This window comes from Vibrio sp. 1580 (assembly GCF_033340055.1).
This window is the reverse complement of record NZ_JAWOVT010000500.1, coordinates 1-580: the sequence shown is the minus strand read 5'-3', so window position 1 is coordinate 580 and position 580 is coordinate 1. Positions and strand designations below refer to the sequence as shown.

The 580-nt window shown below is 45.2% G+C and carries 1 pseudogene; it reads left to right on the top strand.

Features of this window, described 5'->3' with window-relative positions:
* Nucleotides 1-580, top strand: a pseudogene (gene asnB / locus R7093_RS26805) (asparagine synthase B); the annotation flags it as partial.

Sequence of the window (580 nt, the reverse complement as noted above, 5' to 3'; positions counted from 1 at the left end):
TACTCTTCAGAAAGAGCAATCCTAGCTCACGAGCGCTTGGCTATCGTTGGTTTAAATAGCGGTGCTCAACCACTATACAGCCCTGATAAAAAACTAATCCTTGCCGTTAACGGTGAGATCTACAACCACAAAGAGATTCGCGCTCGCTACGAAGGCAAGTACGAATTCCAAACAGACTCTGACTGTGAAGTTATTTTAGCGCTGTATCAAGACATGGGTGCTGATCTTCTTGAAGAGCTAAACGGCATTTTTGCTTTCGTACTGTACGATGAAGAAAAAGATGAGTACCTAGTAGGTCGTGACCATATCGGTATCATTCCACTTTACCAAGGTTACGATGAACACGGTAACTACTACGTCGCTTCCGAAATGAAAGCACTCGTACCCGTTTGTAAAACAGTCAGCGAATTCCCTCCAGGTTCGCACTACAGCTCAAAAGATACAGAACCTCAGCGTTACTACATCCGTGACTGGAACGAATATGCCGCTGTTCAAGGTAACAGCACGAGTAAAGAAGAACTAACAGAAGCACTGGAAGCCGCTGTGAAACGTCAACTAATGACTGACGTACCATACGGCG